The sequence below is a fragment of the Halobaculum limi genome, assembly GCF_029490015.1.
Taxonomy (GTDB): domain Archaea; phylum Halobacteriota; class Halobacteria; order Halobacteriales; family Haloferacaceae; genus Halobaculum; species Halobaculum limi.
Map to the genome: position 1 here is coordinate 319,426 of NZ_CP120468.1, position 14,141 is coordinate 333,566.

General features: G+C 67.1%; 17 protein-coding genes. 8 read left to right on the top strand and 9 right to left on the bottom strand.

Features of this window, described 5'->3' with window-relative positions:
• The first annotated feature begins 134 nt into the window (after nt 1-134).
• On the top strand, nt 135-2,258 hold the full coding sequence (locus P0D77_RS01580) for a (Fe-S)-binding protein (protein WP_277554391.1): 2,124 nt from the start codon (nt 135-137) through the stop codon (nt 2,256-2,258).
• 18 nt (nt 2,259-2,276) lie between these two features.
• On the opposite strand, the gene P0D77_RS01585 is transcribed toward P0D77_RS01580, so the two are convergent.
• Together P0D77_RS01585 and P0D77_RS01590 are read right to left on the bottom strand one after the other, a co-directional pair.
• Entirely contained in the window at nt 2,277-2,597 is a 321-nt protein-coding gene (locus P0D77_RS01585) for a 4Fe-4S dicluster domain-containing protein (RefSeq protein WP_277554392.1), read from the bottom strand.
• A gap of 78 nt (nt 2,598-2,675) precedes the next feature.
• Nucleotides 2,676-3,371 (bottom strand): hypothetical protein, encoded by a 696-nt coding sequence (locus P0D77_RS01590; RefSeq protein WP_277554393.1) that lies wholly within the window; start codon nt 3,369-3,371, stop codon nt 2,676-2,678.
• A gap of 89 nt (nt 3,372-3,460) precedes the next feature.
• Here P0D77_RS01590 and P0D77_RS01595 point away from each other — a divergent pair, with 89 nt between their 5' ends.
• Nucleotides 3,461-3,949 (top strand): cupin domain-containing protein, encoded by a 489-nt coding sequence (locus tag P0D77_RS01595; protein WP_277554394.1) that lies wholly within the window; start codon nt 3,461-3,463, stop codon nt 3,947-3,949.
• A gap of 54 nt (nt 3,950-4,003) precedes the next feature.
• On the opposite strand, the gene P0D77_RS01600 is transcribed toward P0D77_RS01595, so the two are convergent.
• From P0D77_RS01600 to P0D77_RS01610, 3 genes are all read right to left on the bottom strand, one after another.
• Nucleotides 4,004-4,531 carry an FKBP-type peptidyl-prolyl cis-trans isomerase gene (locus P0D77_RS01600; RefSeq protein WP_277554395.1) on the bottom strand — a complete coding sequence of 176 codons (528 nt, stop codon included), beginning with the start codon at nt 4,529-4,531 and terminating at the stop codon, nt 4,004-4,006.
• On the bottom strand, nt 4,528-6,024 hold the full coding sequence (locus P0D77_RS01605; protein ID WP_277554396.1) for a molybdopterin-dependent oxidoreductase: 1,497 nt from the start codon (nt 6,022-6,024) through the stop codon (nt 4,528-4,530). Before P0D77_RS01605 ends, P0D77_RS01600 begins: the two co-directional genes overlap by 4 nt.
• Before the next feature lie 101 nt (nt 6,025-6,125).
• The gene (locus P0D77_RS01610; protein ID WP_277554397.1) at nt 6,126-6,653 is read right to left on the bottom strand and encodes a plastocyanin/azurin family copper-binding protein; all 528 of its coding nucleotides are present in this window, start codon (nt 6,651-6,653) and stop codon (nt 6,126-6,128) included.
• 176 nt (nt 6,654-6,829) lie between these two features.
• Here P0D77_RS01610 and P0D77_RS01615 point away from each other — a divergent pair, with 176 nt between their 5' ends.
• Together P0D77_RS01615 and P0D77_RS01620 are read left to right on the top strand one after the other, a co-directional pair.
• Complete coding sequence (locus P0D77_RS01615; RefSeq protein WP_277554398.1) at nt 6,830-7,594, top strand: helix-turn-helix domain-containing protein; 765 nt, start codon at nt 6,830-6,832, stop codon at nt 7,592-7,594.
• Nucleotides 7,595-7,636: 42 nt separating this feature from the next.
• Nucleotides 7,637-7,999, top strand: a complete 363-nt coding sequence (locus tag P0D77_RS01620) for a thiol-disulfide oxidoreductase DCC family protein (RefSeq protein ID WP_277554399.1) — start codon at nt 7,637-7,639, stop codon at nt 7,997-7,999.
• A gap of 9 nt (nt 8,000-8,008) precedes the next feature.
• Here P0D77_RS01620 and P0D77_RS01625 read toward each other — a convergent pair whose 3' ends face one another.
• The gene (locus tag P0D77_RS01625) at nt 8,009-8,299 is read right to left on the bottom strand and encodes a DUF7853 family protein (RefSeq protein ID WP_277554400.1); all 291 of its coding nucleotides are present in this window, start codon (nt 8,297-8,299) and stop codon (nt 8,009-8,011) included.
• A 149-nt stretch (nt 8,300-8,448) separates the two neighbouring features.
• The gene (locus P0D77_RS01630) at nt 8,449-9,612 is read right to left on the bottom strand and encodes an acyl-CoA dehydrogenase family protein (RefSeq protein WP_277554401.1); all 1,164 of its coding nucleotides are present in this window, start codon (nt 9,610-9,612) and stop codon (nt 8,449-8,451) included.
• A 166-nt stretch (nt 9,613-9,778) separates the two neighbouring features.
• Here P0D77_RS01630 and P0D77_RS01635 point away from each other — a divergent pair, with 166 nt between their 5' ends.
• On the top strand, nt 9,779-10,600 hold the full coding sequence (locus P0D77_RS01635) for an ArsR/SmtB family transcription factor (protein WP_277554402.1): 822 nt from the start codon (nt 9,779-9,781) through the stop codon (nt 10,598-10,600).
• Between the two features lie 214 nt (nt 10,601-10,814).
• On the opposite strand, the gene P0D77_RS01640 is transcribed toward P0D77_RS01635, so the two are convergent.
• On the bottom strand, nt 10,815-11,333 hold the full coding sequence (locus P0D77_RS01640; RefSeq protein WP_277554404.1) for a metallophosphoesterase: 519 nt from the start codon (nt 11,331-11,333) through the stop codon (nt 10,815-10,817).
• Between the two features lie 97 nt (nt 11,334-11,430).
• Between P0D77_RS01640 and P0D77_RS01645 the strand changes: the two genes are divergently transcribed.
• A complete protein-coding gene (locus P0D77_RS01645; protein ID WP_277554405.1) occupies nt 11,431-12,396 on the top strand; it encodes a cation diffusion facilitator family transporter in 966 nt (321 codons plus the stop codon).
• A 40-nt stretch (nt 12,397-12,436) separates the two neighbouring features.
• Here P0D77_RS01645 and P0D77_RS01650 read toward each other — a convergent pair whose 3' ends face one another.
• Entirely contained in the window at nt 12,437-13,429 is a 993-nt protein-coding gene (locus tag P0D77_RS01650; RefSeq protein WP_277554406.1) for a replication factor C small subunit, read from the bottom strand.
• A 103-nt stretch (nt 13,430-13,532) separates the two neighbouring features.
• Here P0D77_RS01650 and samp2 point away from each other — a divergent pair, with 103 nt between their 5' ends.
• Nucleotides 13,533-13,733, top strand: coding sequence for a ubiquitin-like small modifier protein SAMP2 (gene samp2 / locus P0D77_RS01655; protein WP_277554407.1), 201 nt, complete (start codon nt 13,533-13,535; stop codon nt 13,731-13,733).
• Nucleotides 13,730-14,128 carry a GNAT family N-acetyltransferase gene (locus P0D77_RS01660; protein WP_277554408.1) on the top strand — a complete coding sequence of 133 codons (399 nt, stop codon included), beginning with the start codon at nt 13,730-13,732 and terminating at the stop codon, nt 14,126-14,128. Before samp2 ends, P0D77_RS01660 begins: the two co-directional genes overlap by 4 nt.
• Nucleotides 14,129-14,141 lie beyond the last annotated feature (13 nt).

The following is a 14,141-nucleotide window of genomic DNA, read 5'->3' on the forward strand; positions in this document are numbered from 1 at the left end:
ACGTGTTGGAGGGTCCAGCGTACTCAGAGGATGGCGGGGCAACCCGAAAATCGACCGCCGGAAGCCGAGTGCCCCGGTCGTTCACACAAAATGGTGTGAGAAGATTTAACCACGGACGGAAACCCGATACGGATATGCAAGCCGACGTGACGCGCGAGACCTTCTGGACCATCGGTCCCGTCGGGAAGGCCGCGTTCTACTACCTCGCGGCGGTCGCGCTGGCGGTGTTCGCCTACGGCACCTACCAGCGGTTCGCGCGGTACGCCGAGGGCGAAGACGACTGGTTCGACCGCCTCGACGACCTCCCGGGGCGTATCCTGCGGGCCGCCCGCATCGTCGCCTCCAACCGCAACCAGTATGACCGCGACCTGTACGCGGGCGTGATGCACTCGTTCATCCTGTGGGGCTTCCTCACGCTCCTCATTGGGACGACCATCCTCGGCATCGACCTGGACTTCTGGCGACCGGTGACGGGCAGTTCCTTCTTCGTCGGCGACTTCTACCTCTCGTACTCGTTCGTGATGGACGCGATGGGCCTGTTGTTCGTCGTCGGCGTCGGGATGGCCATCTACCGCCGCTACACCGAACGCGAGGGCCGCTTGTGGGGGAAACACACCTCGCTGGAGGACGACGCGTTCGTCTGGACCCTCCTCGCCCTCGGCGTCGGCGGCTACGTGTTGGAGGCGTTCCGCATCATCGGCTCCGCGGAGTTCGTCGCCTTCGAGCGAGTGTCGTTCGTCGGCTACTTCCTCGCCGGCGTGTTCTTCGAGGCGGGCGTCGACGCCGGCCTCGCAGAGACGCTGTACCACTGGACGTGGTGGAGTCACGCCATCCTCGCGTTCGCGTTCATCGCGGCCATCCCGTACGCCAAGCCGTTCCACATGATCTCCTCGTTCGCGAACGTCGTCACGCGCGACGAGAAGGCGGGCGTTCGCCTCCCCGGCGTGCCCGAAGACGCCGGCCCCGACGACATTGGCTACGGCTCCATCGACGACTTCTCGTGGCGACACATCCTCGACCACGACGCCTGCACGAAGTGTGGTCGGTGTTCGTCAGTCTGCCCGGCGAAAGCATCCGGTCGCAACCTCGACCCGCGCGACGTGATCCTCGACCTAAAACAGTACCGCGAGGACCTCGACGCCGGGCGAACCGAAGAGATCGAGATCGTCGCCGACGGCGGCGAGTCGGTCATCGCGGCAGAGTCGATGGAGTCGTGCATGTCCTGTATGGCGTGCATGGACGCCTGTCCCGTCGACATCGAACACGTCTCGGAGTTCACGCAGATGAACCGCCGCCTCACCGAGACGGGCCAGATGGACGAGATGGTCCAGGACGCGATGATGAACGTGTTCCAGAACGGCAACACGTTCGGTGACCCCGCCCGCAAGCGCCCCGACTGGACCGACGACTTGGACTTCGAGGTGCCCGACGCCCGCGAGGAGGACGTGGAGTTCCTCTGGTACGTCGGCGAGTACCCCAGTTACGACGAACGCAACCAACGGGTCGCCCGGTCGCTGGCGACGCTGTTCGAGCGAGCGAACGTCTCCTACGGCATCCTCTACGAGGACGAACAGCACGACGGCAACGACGTGCGCCGCGTCGGCGAGGAGGGCCTGTTCGAGATGCTCGTCGAGGACAACGCCGAGGCGTTCGCCTCCTGTACCTTCGAGAAGGTGGTCACGACCGACCCCCACTCGATGAACACCTTCCGCAACGAGTACCCCGAGATGAGCGAGTTCGACGCGCCCGTGTTCCACTACACGCAGGTCGTCGAGAACCTCGTTGAGTCGGGTCGACTCGGCCTCGACGGGACGGAACTCGACTACACCGCGACGTACCACGACCCGTGTCACCTCGGTCGGATGAACGACGTGTACGAGGCCCCACGCGACCTCATCCGCGCCACGGGCGTCGACCTGTACGAGATGCCGCGCAACCGCGCGGACTCCTTTTGCTGTGGGGGCGGCGGCGGCGGCCTCTGGATGGACCAAGACGAGGACGTGAAGCCGAGCGAGGAGCGTCTGCGCGAGGCACTGGAGGACACCGACGCGGGCGACGCCGTCGAGAAGTTCGTCGTCGCCTGTCCGATGTGCGGGACGATGTACGAGGACGGCCGCAAGACCGGCGACTTCGAGGACGACATCGAGATTATCGACATCGCGGAACTGCTGTGTGAGGCGCTGGCGGCGAAAGAGGGAACGGGTGTCGAGTCGCCCGCCGACGCTGACGGCGACACGTCGCCCGCGGCGGCAGACTGAACGAAGCGGCGCTGTTGTTTACGACCGCGAGGCGTCCACGTCGATAGCGTCGACGGGACAGATATCTACACACAGCATACAGTCGATACACTGGTCCTCACGGGTCGGTTCGACCTTCTTCTCGCTGGCGGGGTGGTCGGGCGTGTCGACCCAGTCGAACACGTCGACCGGGCAGTTCTCCAGACACGCGCCGTCGGCGATGCAGATGTCGTAGTCGACGGCGACGTGGCTCCCGTGGATGCCGAGTTTCTCCGGTGGGTCGACCGGCCCCCACACGTCGAGGCCGTTCTCCTCGCCCGCGTGCTCTCGGTTCTCGTCGAAGTTCGGATCGATTCCCATTGCCGACTCTTTCGCGGTCACGTACAAAAACGCCGGCATCCGATCACTCGGGCGACACCCGAGCGCCGGATTCGAGGGTTACGACCTGCGACGCCCGCGACGGCCAACCACGCCGGCCGCGACTGTGACCGCCGCGAGTGCGAGTGTCGAGACGAGAATGCCGAACCCAGGTGCGGCCGCGTCGGACGAGGCCGAGTCCGTTCGATCGGTCGTCGTCGCCGCTGCTGTCGCGTTCACACTCCCCGGTGGCGTCGGCGACGACCCCGCCGCGTCACCGACGTACAGCGGGATCGAATCCTGAACTGCGCCGGCGGCGTACACGGAGACGGTGTACACGCCCGGCGGAAGGGCGTCGCCGGGTGCGCCCTCGACGGAGACGTTTCCGGCCGACCCGTCCGTCACGGAGAGCGCCTCCGTCGACCCGCGCCCGGCGGCGGTCGTGTCGAACCGGGCGGTCAGTTGGACGCCGCCCGTCGGCCCGACGTCGGCGGCGTACCGGAAGCCGTCGGGGCCGGTCACTCGAAATCGTGCGCCGTAGGCGTTGTGGAAGGTGATTTTCATCGCGACGACGCCACCGGGGTCCGTCCGGGCCTCTGAGACGTTGAACAGGACGAACGAGTGGGTCGTGGCGGCGGTCGTCGTCACCGACGCCGACTGCGTCGAGAGGGTAGGAGCGGCCGACGCCGCTGCGACCGCACCGCCCGTGACCAGTGTGACGACGAGACACACGAGCACCAGCGTTCGGACGGTCGTACTCCTCGGTCGACGGTTCACACGCACCGTTCGACGTGGACGGGCGAAACCGCTTCGGAAATCGGTCGTGTGTCCGACACGATTACCTCGCCGACGCGTGAGTCTCCGTCGTGAATCGCATCAACGTCGACGACCTCGAGTGGGACGAAAACGACCGAAGCGAGACGGTCGGCTGGCGGCGTAAGCGACTGGCCGCGGCCGCCGGGGGCGACGCCCTCGGGTGTAGCCTGTACGAACTCCCGGCGGGCAAGCGTGCGTGGCCGTACCACTACCACGCGGGCAACGAGGAGGCACTGTACGTCCTCGCGGGCGAGGGTACCATCCGGCACGACGGCGGGACGAGTCCGCTCCGCGCCGGCGACTACGTGGCGCTGCCCGCCGGCCGCGAGGGTGCGCACCGCGTCGTCAACGACTCCGAGGGCGTCTTGCGCTACCTCGCCGTCTCGACGATGCGCGACCCAGAGGTGCTCGTGTACCCCGACTCCGACAAGGTCGGAGCGTTAGCCGGGTCCGCGCCTGGTGGGGAAAAGGAGCGAGACGTGAGCGCGTACTTCCGGCGCGAGGACAGCGTAGACTACTGGAAGGGCGAAGAAGAGTAAGCGGCGACCGAAGGCGTCCAGTCGTCGTCTGAACGGAAGGAGCGAGGAGAGCGCTCAGACGGCCTCGCCGGTGCCGCCGGCGTCGGCGTGTGTGTCGTCCTCGGCGTGGACCTCCAAGACCCGTATCTCGAACTCGACGCGCCGACCGGCGAGTTCGTGGTTGAAGTCGACGGTCGCCGTGTCGTCGTCGACGGCGACGATCCAGCCGACGTCGCCGCGTTCGCTTCGCACGAGTTCGTCGACCGCGGCGTCGGTCCCGCTTCGCTCCTCCAGTACCTCCCGCGAGACGGTCACGACCGCGTCGTCGTCGCGGGTGCCGTACGCCTCTTCGGGGGCGAGCGTGACCGTCTTGGTCTCGCCTGTCTCCATCCCCCGGACCGCCTGGTCGAGGCCGGGGATGACGTGGCCCTCGCCGACCCGGAACTCCAGCGGCACGAAGTCGCGGCTGTCGTGGTAGATGCCCTCCTCCAGCGCCACATCCACGTCGGTCGTCTCGAAGACGTCGCCTGCGTCGGGGCCGTCGGCGAAGCTGCCGGTGAGGTGGACAATGGCGATGCGTCCGGGCTTGACGGTCGTCGTCATCGCTCCTCGACGGTGCACGTCACCGCGTGGGACATGTACGCGTTGTTGCCGTAGCCGCCCTGGTTCCACGGGAACTGGTCGTTCTCGATACCGCGGAGTTGCTGGTCGGGTGCGGAGACGGTCGCTGGCTGGGTGTATCCCCGCTCGTCGGTCGCCCGCGAGGCGAGCGTGTACTCGCCGGGTGAGGGATCGCTCCACACGTAGCGGAACTGCCGCCACCCCGTCGCCTCACCCATCGGTCCGAAGAACTCCGCCTCGTTCCAGGTGTCGCCGCCGTCGGTCGACACCTCGACCGTCTCGACGGCGTCGTCGCCGGCCCACGCAACGCCGATGACTTCGACGGTGCCCGACGGTGACGGCGTGACGGTCTGCTCCTCGCCGGGGTAGCCGATGAGCGACTTCTCCACCTGGTCGTACATGTACGCGTTCCGTATCTCCTCGGTCCGCTCCATCTGCTCGCGCGTGTCGTACGTCGGGATGCGCTCGTACTGTGTGGCGCTGGAGTCTTCGGCGGGGTCGACCCGGTAGGAGTACTGCTGCCAGTGGGTGAACGTGCGCTGCCCGTTCTCGGGAGCCCCCTCCTCCTCCCACGGCTGTCCGATCACCATCGTCTCCATCACGTGCATCCGGTTGACCCACTTGACGTTGTTACAGCCGAACCAGCCCGGGACGAGGAGTCGGACCGGGAAGCCGTGGTCTGCCGACACTGGCGAGCCGTTCATGTTGTACGCCAACAGCGTGTCGTCGAGCACCTTCGACATCGGGATGGAGCGGGTGAACACGTCCTCACCCTCCGGGTGTTCACCGCCCATCACCGTGAGGAAGTACTCCTCGCTCGTCTCCGCGCCGTACGCCTCCAGAATCTCCGAGATGGGGGTGCCCGTCCAGACGGTGTTGCCGACGGCACCGTACGTCCACTGGTTGCCACCCACCTGCGGGTCGAAGTACGACCGGCCGTTCCCCGCACACTGCATCGTGTGCGTCACCGACGCAGTGCCGAAGGAGTTCTTGATCTCGTCCATCGACAACTCCACCTCGCTGTCGACGAGGCCGGTCAGCGAGACGGTCCACTCCGACTCTTCGATGCTCGGTGTCGGGTAGTGGTTGCGGATGTAGTGCTCCTCGCGGGAGGTGATGTACTCCGTGTACGTCGACCGCGCGGCCGCCTCGGCGTTCTCGGGTTCCGGCGAGAGGATTCGGAGTCCGGGATACCGCTCGGCGAGCGACGGACTTTCCTCGGTCGGTTCCTCCGTCTCCGTCTCCGTCTCCGTTGGCTCCTCCGTCTCGGTCGCCATCGGCGACTCGGTGTCCGTCCCAGTCGGTGACCCCGTCTCGGTCTCCGGTGCGCTCCCACCACACCCCGCGAGGACGCCGACACCGGCCAACGCGCCCGTCGCCAGCAGGAACCGTCGTCGCTCCACGTAGCGGTCGCGCGCTGGTGCCCCCTCTCGGTCGTCGGCCTCGGGTCGCCGCTCGCTCTCCTTTTGTGACATATGATACCGTACAGCATATCTGGTCATCAAATGTCGGTTGGCCCACACCAATTGGGTCGAGCGTCCACCGTTGCGGCTGGGAGTCCGACGCCGCGGGTAGTCTACTCGACGACGCGAACCGTGCCGAACATCCCCTGCCCCGCGTGGGGAACGCAGACGTAGACGTACTCGCCGGGGACGGTGAACGTGTGCTCGAACACGTCTCCGACGGACATAATCGCGTAGTGCTGTTCACCTTCGTAGGAGGCGAACGGTTCGGCTCCCTCGGGGTTCGAACAGCGCGGGTCGGCGCTCGGGAGACTGGAGACGTTGTGACCGGGACTGAGCGCCTCCCATCGGACCGTGTCGCCGACGCCGACTTCGACGACCTCCGGGACGAACCGGAGTCGCCCGTCCGGCCCGACTGCGACTTCGGTGGCGCCCTCATTGGTGGGAGTCGCGGTCGCGGTTGACTCCGGCGTGGGAGTCGCGGTTGGCTCAGGTGAGGGGGTCGCCGTGGGCGACGGCGTCGGCGAGGTCTCGGTATCGGCCGCCGGGGCACCACCGGTACACCCCGCGAGCGACGCGCCGACCGCGAGGGATCCAGCCATCCGAACGAGCGTCCGTCGATCGATGTCAGTCAGGCTCATGTCTGGTATCGAAGAGGTCTGACGGCATAGATACTGCATTGGCACGCACCAATCACCGTCACCACGACGTGGGGATCGTCGCTACCCCTAATGTCGACCACCGAGTACTTCGCGACCCGTGAACCGAGGTATCCAGATCGACGACCGGTCCGAGAGGGTGGTAATCGGGCGGGAGTATGCGTGAACTGACGTTCGACCTCGTGTACGAGGCCAAGGCGGACCCGCTGGCAGACGTCTTCATCGACTATCCGTCGCTGGCCGCCGACGCCATCGCGAGTTGCATCCGTCGAGATCGGCTGTGGCGCATCGAGCGGTTCGTCGGGCCGCGTGCGGCGCTCGACCGCGTCGAACGCCACCGCCTCGACCCGGACGCGCCGCGCGAGGAGATGACCGACACCGAGTGCCGAGCAGTCCGGGATCACGAGGTGCTCGAACGCTCACCAACGACGCTCGTCGTGTACACGTTCGTCAAGCGACTCCACCGATGCGACTCGGTGTTGGCCCAAGCTGCACGACGCCTCGATCTGGGGTTCGTCTTCCAGTCACGCCGACGTGAACACCGACACCACTGGCGACTCCTGTTGCGGTCGGCGACGAACGTGGACGTGTTTCACCGCGAGGCGAGCGCACACCTCGGCGACGGAATCCGACTGGACGTCGGGCGACTCGGCCCCGTCGACCGCTGGGACGACGACTCGCTGGCGACCGTCTCGATGCCGCCCGAACAGCGCGAGACGCTCCGGGCGGGCGTCGACCACGGCTACTACGAGACGCCGCGAGGGGTGACGGTGAGCGAACTCGCCGACGCCCTCGACCTGCCCTCGTCGACCGTCTCTTACCGCCTTCGCCAGGCCGAGGCGCACCTCGCGAAGGGGTATCTGAGCCGGTTCCGAGTCGACGCCGACGAGCGAACGCTAGACCTCGATGGGACCACCGGCTGAGCCACCCGAAGCCACAAATCCACGGCACGCCTAGAAGTTAGTATGGCACGCCCACTGCTCGTGTACGACGACGACTGCGGGTTCTGTCGGTTCTGCGTCTCACACGCGCTCGAACTGGGCGAGTTCGAGGCCGTCGGCTTCTCCGCGATGGACGACGGCGTGCGCGCCCGCCTGCCCGACGACTACGAGGAGTGTATGCACCTCGTCACGGACACGCGCGTCTACTCGTGTGGCGAGGCGGTCGAACAGGTGGCAAAGCGGACGGGCGCGACGGGGTGGTGGCTCACCGCCGCGGCGAAGGGGCTCCCGAAGTATCCCGAAGCGCGCGAGAACCTGTATCGCTGGGCGGCCGACCGACGCGGTCTGTGGGGGTCGTTCGTCCGCAAAGAGTCGTTGTCTGAGTGAGACCGTCGCTCAGGAGTGTTCGGTTCGGCGGAGTGCGCCGTGGCCCGGTGCGAGGTCGCGCGGCGGCGCAGTGACGAGATACGCCTTCAGCGCGTCGCGGATGACCGACACCTCGCTGGGATCGAATCGCTCACGGCCAGCCTCGATCGCCGTCATCGCGTCGAGTTCGGGGTAGCACTCCTCCGAGTCGCCCGCTTCGACTGCCTGTCTGACCCGGTCGAGGAGCGCGGCGTGGACGACCCACGCCTCCTCACGGGAGAACGCGAGCGTTCGCCAACCACCCTCGATCGGTTTCACCATACGATGATAGCCGGCTCAGAGCGCATCCACTTAACTATGGGCTTGCTGCCACCCGCTATCAGCCAACTAACGCGGTTCACGGGCGAAAACGTCCGATCCACGGCTCGCATAGTCACCGCGTACCGAGCGGTATCCGGTGACTCACTCGGTCACTCGTAGGCCGCGAACCCGGTGAGGTCCTCACCGAGGACGAGCGAGTGGATGTCGTGGGTGCCCTCGTAGGTGTACACCGTCTCCAGGTTGCTCATGTGCCGCATCGGCGAGTAGTCGGTCGTGATGCCGTTGCCGCCGAGCATCTCGCGGGCGATACGCGCCTGGTCGCGTGCCATCCGGACGTTGTTGCGCTTCGCCATCGACACCTGCTGGGGCCGAAGGTCGCCGCGCTCTTTCAGGTCCGCGAGGCGGTACGCGAGCAGTTGTGCGAGCGTGATTTGGGTGGCCATCTCGGCGAACTTCTCCTGCTGGATCTGGAACCGCGCGATGGGGCCGCCGAACTGGTCGCGGTCGGTCTGGTACTCGCGGGCCGTCTCGAAGCAGTCGCGGGCCGCGCCGACCGCGCCCCACGCGATGCCGTAGCGGGCCTGCGTGAGACACGACAGCGGCCCCTTCATCCCGGAGACGCCCGGCAGGACGTTCTCCTCGGGGACGCGGGCGTCGTCGAGGACGATGCCGCCGGTGACGGAGGCGCGCATCGAGAGTTTGTCGTCGATTTTCGGCGTCTCGACGCCGTCGCGGTCCGTCTCGACGAGGAAGCCGCGCACGGGCGACCCCTCCTCGGAGGTGAGTCGCGCCCACACCACGGCCACATCCGCGATGGGCGCGTTCGTGATCCACGTCTTCTCGCCATTGAGGACGAACCCGTCGGCGTCGCGTTCGGCGTGCGTCTCCATCCCCGCGGGGTTCGACCCGTGCGCGGGTTCGGTGAGGCCGAAACAGCCGACCGCCTCACCCTGCCCGAGGTCCGGGAGCCACTCGTCTTTCTGCGCTTCGCTGCCGAACGCGTGGATGGGATACATCACGAGTGCCCCCTGCACACTCGCCATCGAGCGCAGGCCGGAGTCGCACGCCTCCAGTTCCTGCATCAGCAGGCCGTAGGCGCGTTCGGAGACGTTCGGAGAGCCGTAGCCTTCGAGGTTGGGGGCGTAGAAGCCGAGTTCACCCATCTCGGGGATGAGGTCGGTGGGGAACGTCCCGGCCTCGTAGTGGTCAGCGATGTCGGGGGCGACCTCCTCGGCGACGAACTCCCGCGCGGTGTCACGGATCAGTTTCTCCTCCGCCGAGAGGTCTGCCTCCAGATCGACGTAATCCAGCATACACTGAACACAGTGACACGCCGACTAATGGGTATCGGGTTCCTACTGGTTCTTCGTGAGGGACAGTCGACGGCAGGGTCGTCCTGACCGTCGGCGGGCGAGCATCCGTCGAAGGCACGGAAGGCTTACACGCCCCACCGCGAAAGAGGAACGACGAATGGCCGATATGCCCTCCTCTATCCCCGGTATCGGTGGGCCGTGGTCCCGCGGCGACGACGACGACCCCGACCCGCGCGTCATCGGCGTCGACGGCGAGGACGCCGACGCGGTGCTCGCCGCACTCTCCTCGGAGACTGCCCGCGCCATCCTCTCGGCGCTCCACGACAGCCCCGGTCCCGCCAGCGACGTGGCCGACCGCGTCGATAGCTCCCTGCAGAACACGCAGTACCACCTGAAGCGCCTGCGCGATGCGGGCGTCGTCGAAGTCGTCGACACCGCATATTCGCAGAAGGGGCGCGAGATGGACGTGTACGCGCCCGCAGACGGTCCACTCGTCCTCGTCGCTGGGACGGAGTCGCAGGCGTCGGGAATCCGCTCGACGCTCCGGCGGTTGCTCGGTGGCGTCGGCGCCGTCGGCCTCGGTGCGGTCGTCGTCGAGACGGCGCTGGGCGGGCCGTTCGCGCCCTCCGTCGGCCTCGGCGCGAGCGGAGGTGCGGGCGGTGCGGCCCCCGACAGCGGTGCCGAGAGCGGTGGGTCAGACGTCAGCCTCGAGTCGGCGAACGCGACCACGACGGAAGCCGCGGAAACGGCCACCGAGACGGCGACCGAAGGCGGAATGGGCATCGCAGAGGCGACGCCGACCCCTGCGCCCACGTCGACGCCCTCGCCAACGTCCGCACCGACGGAGACGGCCACCGAGATAGCGACCACCGCAGCACAGACCGGCCCGTCGCTCGTCGACCAACTCGCCGCGTCGCCGGGGTTCGTCTTCCTCTTGGGTGGACTGCTCGCGCTTGCGGTCGTGGCAGTCGTCGCGACGCGTCGGTGAGGAATTGGGGCGTGTTCAGCACGCTCGCGCGGGAACTCACCCTGACTCGGGGTAACTAAAAACCGTGTTTGAGCTTAGAGAAGGTACTTGACAAAAGCGCCACAAGCGGAGGGTACGGTTCCCGCTGACGCACCTACCCTCCCCTCCCCTCCCGCCCTCGCGCCGTTCGCTTCACACCCCTCCCGAGCGAACGGCCCGGTCGCGACGACGCCGCTCAGTCGTCGGTGACCGGGACGACGAACTCCGCGAACACCTCGCCGTCCGGCGTGACCAGTCTCCCCGAGAGTCCATCGTCCGTCCGGACGAGTTCCGCGTGCGCCGGGCGGTTGCCGCGTGGCTGTGCGTAACTGCCCGGGTTGAGCAGTGGTACCGCGCCGGAGTCGTCGAACTCCGGGCGGTGGCTGTGGCCGAACACGACGAGGTCGGCGTCGCGTTCGCGCCCGAGCATCGTGAGACCCGTCGTCCCGCTTCGGCTTCGATGTTTGACGGCGATGGTCGCACCCTCGTAGCCGACGACCCGCGCCTCGGGCAGTCGCTCGCGAAGCGGGCCGTCGTCGTTGTTGCCGGTGACGGCGTACACCGTGTCGTTCACGTCGAAGAGGGCGTCTAGCACCGGTTCGCGATAGAAGTCGCCTGCGTGGACGACCGCGTCGGCCTCGCGAACGGCCTCCAGCGTCCGCCCGCGAAGCCGATGGGAGTCGGTCCCGTGCGTGTCAGAGATGACGGTGAGCATACCGGTTCGAGGCGGGGGACGGTACTAACGGTTGGGAGTCGTCCACCGACTCGCAGATTCCACGGGCTTGATTACGGTCGGCAGAGTCGACGCAACAATGGCTGGAGGAAGCAGGTCGGTCGTGATCGCGGCGCTCATCGCCAACGGCGCCATCGCGGTGCTGAAGTTCTTCGGCTTCCTGCTGACTGGGTCGCCGTCGATGCTCTCGGAGACGTACCACTCTATCTCCGACACCGGGAACCAGGTGTTCCTGCTCATCGGCATCCGCTACTCCGAGCAGGAGGCGAGCAGAGCACACCCGTTCGGCTACGGGAAGGCGCAGTTCTTCTACGCGTTCCTCGTCGCCGTCCTCCTGTTCGGCATCGCCGGGTGGGAGTCGCTCAAACACGGCTACGAGGCCATTATGCACCCCACGCACGGCGGCGAACGCGCCGACGTGATCCTCGCGGGCGTCAACTTCACCGAACTCGTCCCCGTCGACCCGTTCTGGATCAACGTCGTGGTCCTCGTCGGTGCGATTCTGTTCGAGACGTACGCGTTCGTGAAGGCGAACGCGGAGTTGCAGCGACAGATCGAGACGTACGGCTGGTCGGGGCTCCGTGAAGCGTTCTCGAAGACGAGCGACGTGACGACGCTCACAGCGTTCACCGAGGACGCAATCGCACTCGGCGGCGCGGCCATCGCCCTTGTCGGCATCTCGCTGGCGCGGTTCCTCCAGATGCCCATCTTCGACGCCATCGCCAGCGTCGTCATCGGCCTGTTGCTGATGGGGTTCGCGGTCGCGCTAGCGTGGGAGAACAAGCGCCTCATCCTCGGCGAGTCGCTCCCCGCCGACGTGGAGGCGTCGCTTCGGGAGGCGATCACCACCCACGACGGCGTCGCCCACATCGACGGCTTCCGCACCGTCTTCGTCGGCCCGGGTGAGGTGCTCGTCACCGCCGACGTGAGCTTCGACGACGCCCTCGACACGAACGGTCTCGACGACGACATCACGCAGATCGAAGAGCGACTCCGCAGTATCGACGACCGCGTGCGAATGGTCTACATCGAACCCGAGGCGTAAGCGGCGAGCCACCCGAAAACCAGATTCCGTTCCGCGCTCGCTACTCGTCCGCGAGCGCCAGCGACGCCAACAGCGCCTCCAACTGCACCTGCTCGTTCGCACCCTCGGTGATGCGGTAGTCCGCCTCGCCGATACGCTCCATCAGGCGCACCGCCTCCCGATCCGAGAGGCCGAACTCCCACACCGAGCGATGGAGTTGGTCGATGATGTCGCCGCCGGCCATCCCGGTCTCCGTGAGGAGGGTGTCGAGCGTGGCCCGCGACTTCGAGAAGTCGCCCGCGAGGGCGTCCTCGACCATCGCCTCGATCTCTTCGGGGCGAGCGGTCGCCGTTATCTCGTAGACGGCCTGTTCGTCGACCACCTCGCCGGTCGTCGCCGCCGCCTGCAGGGAGTTGATCGCCCGTCGCATGTCGCCGTTGGCGGCGTACACCAGTGCGTCGAGACCGTCGTCGGTGAGTTCGATCCCCTGTTCGTCGGCGATGTCGCGAACCTGCGCGGCGACCGCCGCGTCCGACAGCGGCGAGAAGCGGAAGACGGCACACCGCGACTGGATGGGGTCGATGATCTTCGAGGAGTAGTTACACGAGAGAATAAAGCGCGTGTTGTCGGAGAACTGCTCCATCGTCCGACGGAGGGCAGACTGGGCGTCGTCGGTGAGGGAGTCGGCCTCGTCGAGGAAGATGATCCGGTAGTCGTGGCCGCCGAACGACGACCGCGCGAAGTTCTTGATTCGATCCCTGACCACGTCGATACCGCGCTGGTCGGAGGCGTTGAGTTCGAGGAAGTTCGTCCGCCAGTCGTCGCCGTAGATGGACTTCGCGATGGCGACCGCGCTGGTGGTCTTGCCCACGCCCGCCGGGCCCGCAAACAGGAGGTGCGGCAGGTCGTCCTGTTCGATGTAACTCTGCAGGCGCGAGACGATCTGTTCGTGTCCGTAGACGTCCTCCAGCGTCTGCGGGCGGTACTTCTCGATCCAAACCTCCCGCCCGGGCGTGTCGCCCGAATCGGCCTCGGCGTCGTCGGCCTCGCTCATATCCCACGCTCGGCGGGCCGGGGGGATAAACGCCCCGAGATGCCGAGGCGACACCCCCGGTGCGGGAGGAAAGCGGGAAGTCCACGGCCCGCCCACGACGGGTATGAACGTGACCGCGGAGGTCGTCGGCGAGGGGACCGAACACCTCTCGCTCGACGACGACGCCACCTACGCCGACGTGTGCCGGGCCACAGGATACTCCCCGCACGAGGTGACGGTCCTCGTCGACGGGTCGCCAGTTCCCGAGGACGCCCCTGTGGAGGCGAGCGAGGTGCAGGTGATTCGACTGATCAAGGGCGGATGAGCGACGCTGGCGTCGAGATTCGACCTGCGACCGCCGCCGAGACGGACGCGGTCAGACACCTCCTCGACGCCGCGGTGTTGACCGTGCCGGAAGACCTCTCGGCCCGCGTCGCCGCCGGCGACTGTCTCCTCGCGGTCGATAGCGGACGGGCCGTCGGGACACTCGTCCTCGACGAGAACTGTATCGACGCAGTCGCCGTGAACCGCTCGCGGCGTGTGGAGGGAATCGGCCGCCAGTTGGTCGAAGCCGCGGCCGCCCAAACGGACGACCCGCTCACAGCGACGTTCCGGCCGCAGGTGCGGCCGTTCTACGAGGCGCTGGGGTTTGCTATCGACCCGGTCGAGGGCGACGACGGCCGGTTCCGGGGGCGACTGGACGGCGACCCGACGAAGTGACCGCCCGCCCGAC

What these genes read in the sequence shown, in the direction of transcription:
- P0D77_RS01645 (WP_277554405.1), top strand. Translation starts at nt 11,431, where the DNA reads ATGGCTGGAGGAAGCAGGTCGGTCGTGATCGCGGCGCTCATCGCCAAC.
- P0D77_RS01610 (WP_277554397.1), bottom strand. Translation starts at nt 6,653, where the DNA reads ATGAGCCTGACTGACATCGATCGACGGACGCTCGTTCGGATGGCTGGA.
- P0D77_RS01600 (WP_277554395.1), bottom strand. Translation starts at nt 4,531, where the DNA reads ATGACGACGACCGTCAAGCCCGGACGCATCGCCATTGTCCACCTCACC.
- samp2 (WP_277554407.1), top strand. Translation starts at nt 13,533, where the DNA reads ATGAACGTGACCGCGGAGGTCGTCGGCGAGGGGACCGAACACCTCTCG.
- P0D77_RS01630 (WP_277554401.1), bottom strand. Translation starts at nt 9,612, where the DNA reads ATGCTGGATTACGTCGATCTGGAGGCAGACCTCTCGGCGGAGGAGAAA.
- P0D77_RS01605 (WP_277554396.1), bottom strand. Translation starts at nt 6,024, where the DNA reads ATGTCACAAAAGGAGAGCGAGCGGCGACCCGAGGCCGACGACCGAGAG.
- P0D77_RS01615 (WP_277554398.1), top strand. Translation starts at nt 6,830, where the DNA reads ATGCGTGAACTGACGTTCGACCTCGTGTACGAGGCCAAGGCGGACCCG.
- P0D77_RS01660 (WP_277554408.1), top strand. Translation starts at nt 13,730, where the DNA reads ATGAGCGACGCTGGCGTCGAGATTCGACCTGCGACCGCCGCCGAGACG.
- P0D77_RS01650 (WP_277554406.1), bottom strand. Translation starts at nt 13,429, where the DNA reads ATGAGCGAGGCCGACGACGCCGAGGCCGATTCGGGCGACACGCCCGGG.
- P0D77_RS01625 (WP_277554400.1), bottom strand. Translation starts at nt 8,299, where the DNA reads ATGGTGAAACCGATCGAGGGTGGTTGGCGAACGCTCGCGTTCTCCCGT.
- P0D77_RS01585 (WP_277554392.1), bottom strand. Translation starts at nt 2,597, where the DNA reads ATGGGAATCGATCCGAACTTCGACGAGAACCGAGAGCACGCGGGCGAG.
- P0D77_RS01580 (WP_277554391.1), top strand. Translation starts at nt 135, where the DNA reads ATGCAAGCCGACGTGACGCGCGAGACCTTCTGGACCATCGGTCCCGTC.
- P0D77_RS01635 (WP_277554402.1), top strand. Translation starts at nt 9,779, where the DNA reads ATGCCCTCCTCTATCCCCGGTATCGGTGGGCCGTGGTCCCGCGGCGAC.
- P0D77_RS01620 (WP_277554399.1), top strand. Translation starts at nt 7,637, where the DNA reads ATGGCACGCCCACTGCTCGTGTACGACGACGACTGCGGGTTCTGTCGG.
- P0D77_RS01640 (WP_277554404.1), bottom strand. Translation starts at nt 11,333, where the DNA reads ATGCTCACCGTCATCTCTGACACGCACGGGACCGACTCCCATCGGCTT.